We start from the raw sequence: 6,144 nt of genomic DNA, 5'->3' as shown, positions 1-6,144 counted from the left end.
TGCCATAGACCCTTGCATTTTCATAAATTTTTGCAGATCCAGTAATTTTTGCATTATCCGAAACATGGGCATTATCGTAAACACGAGCATCACCATAAACCATGGCATTGCCACCGACCCAACAATCACCATTATGAGCTAAATTTGCAACCTTATGTATAAAACCGCCTAANAATCACCATTATGAGCTAAATTTGCAACCTTATGTATAAAACCGCCTAAATCACCAGCTTTTATATTAGCAAAATCCCTTAAAGCCCGAATGCGATAAAGAGTATAATCACCAACCTCTATTGTCTCACCTGTAAATTCGTATTTTTTTGCAGGCTCTTGTTGATTAACAAGCGCAGTTTCATTTGAAATGTTAGAGATAACGGGGGTGTTTTTTGATATATTTGTCATATTTAAAACCTTACGAAAATATTGTTTGTTATTGACACCCCTATAAGGGCGTCGGGCGCTAACAAACACGGTCGTAAGTCCGTTGGCATGCTTTCCCCATAAGGGTTTTGTATAGCATGACCACACCCGACAAAATCATAATACGCTATTCAAAGCATAAAAGACAGTCAGTATTTTAAAGAAATAGGAGAAACCTTACGTGGTTTATCCGCTTACGATTCAGTGTTTGTTAATCACTTGATTATTTATATAACAAAATACGTATTTATTGTCAAATAATATTTTATCTTTTTTGATATTTTTTGTATTTTTTTAAATACTTTGTGTATTGATAATATCTTATGCTTATGAATTTCTTCTTTTATATTTATGTGCTTTTAAATATATATTATGGTCTTTATAAAACGATTGCGTTATGTTTTGAATTATACATTTATAATATTTAGAAACGCTCTCATAATGCGTATTTTAAACTTTATAACCTATCAATTTTGTCACTAAATGAATTTTAATTTTTTTTGTGAATTTTGTTTATAACGCATTTATCATTTGAACTATCTTAATAAGCACCGCGCTCTTATAACCAATGCATTCATTTGCATTTTTGCTTTATTCAAACAAAGCTACTGTTTTTACGCATTCTTTATAGCTGTTATGTTCTTTATAGCCATGGCATCATTTTTCATTTTCATAAGAGAAACGATAAATAGGATAATTGCGATTTATTGCTTGTTATGAAAACATCTAAAAAGAGATTGATCATTATAAAGATTAGCAAAATCCCTTTTAATAGACCGTGTCAGTGTTGTCAGTTCTTTTTAGAGCCTATATTATTTTTTTAAATGAGAGAAAATTAAAATCAATATATTTCAATAGGTTAGTATTTTAATGATACAACCTTTATTAAATAGTAACCCATAAATTCAACTCACAATATATATTTGTCAGTTATGTGTCAGTAAATTGAACTGACAAAATAGATTATTTTAGTGAGTGATTAAAATGTGCTTTATGAAAAGCATATGATCCTTTAAAGCCTTTCAAAAGATAGTTTGTAACTCATAAGAAATGCTATCAAGATCATTATGGTTGTTAGTTTTGAAGATTTTGAGTATTCCTTTTACTCCCCTTTATATATTTTTTTCAATAAAAAAATAAAAGTTATTATATTTCAATATATTAGAATTTTAGAGATACAATCTATATTAAGATGAAACCTATAAATACAACTCATGGTATATTTTTGAAGGTACTTTGAGGGTTTGAGAAACCTTCAAAACCTATAAGCAAAATGAATATATATATAACTCTCTTAAACAAAGCTTTTGAAAACAATAAAGCTATCATTTTAGATTACGGTATAATCTTTTAAAGGCAATGTAAAAAAATCTAATTCTATTTAAGAGTGGGTTTCTTAAAAGTCTTAAAGCAATCCAAATAAGAGTATTTAAAAGTGCAAATGATTTCTTTTTAGAATAACGCATATAAACACTCCTTTTAAAGATTGTATGTAATCAACTTAACAAGAGAGGTATAGATTATGGTTATAAGCTCTATACCCCTTGTGAATTTAGCATGCCTATCATGTGAACATGCTTTATAAGTTATTCAGTTTCTCTTATTTCTAATTTTGGTAAGTTCTTAACGATTTTCATTGTTTCTAAACTTACGGTAATAACCCTTTGAAACAACTCCAATGGATAAGCAGGGTTGCCAACGGTTTCAACAGCATAGCGATTGGCATCATTCACAATGCCGCTCTTTTTATCAGTCTTAACACATTGACGCCCCATAACCCATTCAAGAGCGGGTCTACCATTGACGATATACTCATAAGCTTCAAGAGGGATATCTGTTATTGTGATATTGCTATTATAAATAACAGTGGTTTTATCCTTTTCCTTACTATCCTTAATTTTTGCGAATTTCATTTCAGTCACATAATAGAATTTCTCAGGATTATAGATCTCTGTAACTTTTGGATTGCCTTTTTTAAAGGTCACTGGATAAGGTTCTACAGTTTCATAATTCACGTGCAGATGACCCAATTCACGCCCTGCTGTTACAAATTTCCAAAAATCACCAGCACTTTTAACACAAGGGATACGAGGCAATTCTTTACATAAATTATCCGCATAACGGGCACGATAATCTTCCGAATGCAAAAGACCGTAAACGTAATAAAAGATGTCTTCTTTTGTTATAGTCTCATTAGGATAAGCCGATTTAAAATGCGCTAGCCCCTCATCAGTAATGGCATCACGAACTTTCTTTTGTGCATCTGTAGTAAATAAGCTATGGTCGTGAGTTTTTTTATAATTAGAACATAATAGAAGCGGATAGCATCTTGCTGTTTCTAATGTAGCATAGTTAATTGGTTTATTTGTCATGAGACATGAAAAATCTGATCGATTTCCTATGCCCGAAACACAAATCCCAAGATTATCAGGCATATCTGGATTAAAAAACTGATGTGTTTGTCCTAACATGTCATTAAGAAATGATGATGTATAATGCCACATTGTTACAAACGGACTATAGAGAGCAGGAACTGTTAGATGGGGTTCAAAGATTGCATCATCTCCCCGTTTTAAACGAGAAATAAGAGTATCCGTCCAACTAATTTTGGTAGCATCATAATCAATAATATTTTTTACAGATATAGATGGGTTTTCACTAACAAGACGTTTTTGTTCATTAAAAAATTCAATCGTTTTTTGAATAGAGGTACTTAGTGCGTTATTCGAAAAATTACAAACCCAAGAATCACGAGTTGATTTTATACCAAGCGATACTTCCTCAAATAACTTAGCATCTATTGGGGTATTCCTATTCCCCATAGGTATGAATTGATCAAAATCAGCAACTCTTTGCTTTATCCAATCACCATGTTTATCTGGTGTAATTATTTGCCAACCTTTTTTGCTCCGTGTAATGCCATCAATACTCCTAAATTTTTTAATTGTCTTAAGCTTTTCTTCTCTATTGAGATAATCTCCAATATCACGGAAATATATTTTCCCATGCTGTTGTGCATTTGGATTTTTTACGAGAATAGAGATAGCTATGGGAGCTCGTGATCCAGAACCAAAAATCTTGCCACCTTCTTTTCGCGAAAGTTCTCCAGAGGTTCGTTGATTACCCCGTAAATGGAAAACATAAAGGCTTGAAAATTCCTCAACGAGGCACTTGCGTAAACCATCCATAGAACTTCCATTGATAAAGCTTGCATTTGTGACAAAGCCGATTACCCCAGCATTATCAATACGGTCACTAGCCCAACGAATGGCACGAATATAACTATCATAAAGTTTGTTCCGATTTATAATTTTTGTTGATTTCAATATATATTTTTCACGGATACATTCATCTAATATGGGGTAAGATGTATTCGGATTATTATCATTAGCACTCTTTTGTCCAAAAGAATAAGGAGGATTACCAAAGATAACTTTGATATCCAGTTTCTTTTGATGTTCTAAATATTCACTGTTTTCTTTAAGTATACCTTTCATTAAATCTTGTTTTTCAATCATCCGAAACGTATCGGTTAAGCCAATATGCTTAAAGGGAATGTAATCACCTTTCATAAGACTATGATAGGCCGTTTCAATGTTAATCGCTGCTATGTAATAGGCAAGTAAAACAATCTCATTGGCGTGGATATCATGACGGAACTTATATTCCATATCCTCTGGTTTGATGAGATTGGATTGTAATAGCCGTGTGATAAAGGTCCCTGTTCCAGTGAAAGGGTCAAGAATAGAAAAACCCCGTGACCCCAAGCTTTTTCCAAACTCATTACGCAACACATCATCAACAGAATGAATGATAAAATCAACAACCTCAACGGGTGTATAAACAATCCCAAGCTTATCCGTGGTTTTCTTAAATGCCTTGGCAAAAAAACTTTCATAAAGTTTGATAATAAGATTCTGTTTTGCATGAGTTTCTGTAATACCTGCTGTACAGAATGTGACACTTTTGTAAAATTGATCAAGATCTTTGGTTTTTTCTTCAATGTTCGTTTTATCCAGTTCTCTTAAGATCTTGTCCATTGCTTGCGAAATGGCATTGTTCTGTACAAATTCATTACCGTCAAATAAAGCTTCAAACACGGGACGCGTGACAAGATGTTGCGCTAACATCTCAATCGCTTCCTCTTGCTTGATTTCACTGTTGACGTTGTTCTTTAATTCCTTATGGAATGCATCAAAGGCGTGAAAGGCTTCACTCTTTTCATCGGAAATCATATCTTTAAGATGATTGATATGGTTTTGAGCAATCTCAGCAACATTGTTCGCCCAAATGCCCCAATAATCCGTGATTTTAAAACTATCCAGAAAAATGGCTTTGACAAAATCAAAAAATTCAGAACGGCGGAATAGGTCTCCTTGTCCTCCAGATACCGATTGAGATTTGCTTTCTGCTGTTCCAATGACACGTCCAGAACTTTCTGTTTTGGATGGTATCGAGATCTCATCAACCGTTGTGGTAAGCTCTTTTAATTCATTGGCTCGTTTAATCTCTATAATTTCAATCGTATGGCTGCTATCTTGTCCTAAAGACATCTGATTAATTGTCCGAGCAAGCCTTTCGTCATGAGAATGTAAAGCATGCAAAACTTGCCAAACAACACGGTATCTCTTATTGTTTTTTAAAGCCTTTTTGGCTTCTAAGTGTGAAGGAATGATAATGGGTAAAATGATATAGCCCGTTTTTTTATTTGGAGCACGACGCATCACACGCCCTACTGCCTGTATCACATCCACTTGGCTATTGCGCGGGTGTAAAAACATGATGGCATCAAGAGCAGGGACATCAATCCCTTCTGAAAGACACCGAACATTGCTTAAGATCCGACAAACGTTTTGCCCCGCATCTTCTTTAAGCCAATCCAATTCCTCATTGCGTTTTTTGACGCTTTGCGTTCCGTCAATATGTCTTACTTCACAGTTTAGAAAGGGAACGGTTTGAAGGAAATCATCAATATGAGATTTGATAATTTTATTAAAGAGCTTTGTTATATATTGAGAGGTGTTAATGTCTTTGCAAAAAGCTAAAGCACATTGCATGGGCTCTGTATCATCATCATCAACAGCCGCTTGCTTATCTATTTTGGTAAGTGCTCTATAACAGCCAATAATTTTTGCCGCATCATCTAAATCAATTTCACGGTTTTCATTGGCAATAATCTCCTGTATGGCTGGTGTGATATAGGTTTCATTAATACCCAAGACCACAATCTTGTAAGGAGTTAAAAGTTCATTATCGACAGCTTCCGCGAAGGTATAATGATGAAGTTGTTTGCCATAAAGGGTTTCATCGTCCATAGATGCCAAAACAGCATTGATCTCATCCGCCCGCCTTTTAGCAGTGTCACTAAAGATACGCGGCGTTGCTGTCATATACAGACGTTTTTTGCCCCGAATGATGCTGTTATCGTGAACCTTGATAAATTCAGATTCATTGTCTTCAGTTCCCAATGAAGCCCCAGTTGTTCTATGGGCTTCATCACAGATGATCAGATCAAATTCGGGTAAACCATGCTCTTTTTGTGCATCCGAAATCACTTGGATAGAATGATAAGTTGAAAAGACCACGGTCATTGCATCTGCTAGGGATTCACAAGCTTCTTTAGCAAGGGCTTGAGCATCCGTGGTAGCAGGGAGAACAAGATCTGATGTTTCCATACCAACAATATCATCTTGATTTTTACGACGCTTGCCTACTTTCGTATCA

At 34.4% G+C, this 6,144-nt stretch carries 1 protein-coding gene and 1 pseudogene; both read right to left on the bottom strand.

What is annotated here, in order from left to right; genetic code table 11:
• Positions 1-103 (bottom strand): annotated as a pseudogene (locus ACFIME_RS06715) (hypothetical protein); the annotation flags it as partial.
• A gap of 1,903 nt (positions 104-2,006) precedes the next feature.
• Positions 2,007-6,144: type ISP restriction/modification enzyme (locus ACFIME_RS06710; RefSeq protein WP_375684694.1), on the bottom strand; the 4,138-nt coding region annotated here is incomplete at its 5' end.

The organism is Bartonella sp. AP1QHHD, from assembly GCF_042196265.1.
GTDB lineage: Bacteria > Pseudomonadota > Alphaproteobacteria > Rhizobiales > Rhizobiaceae > Bartonella.
This window is presented reverse-complemented; position numbering and strand designations above follow the sequence as displayed.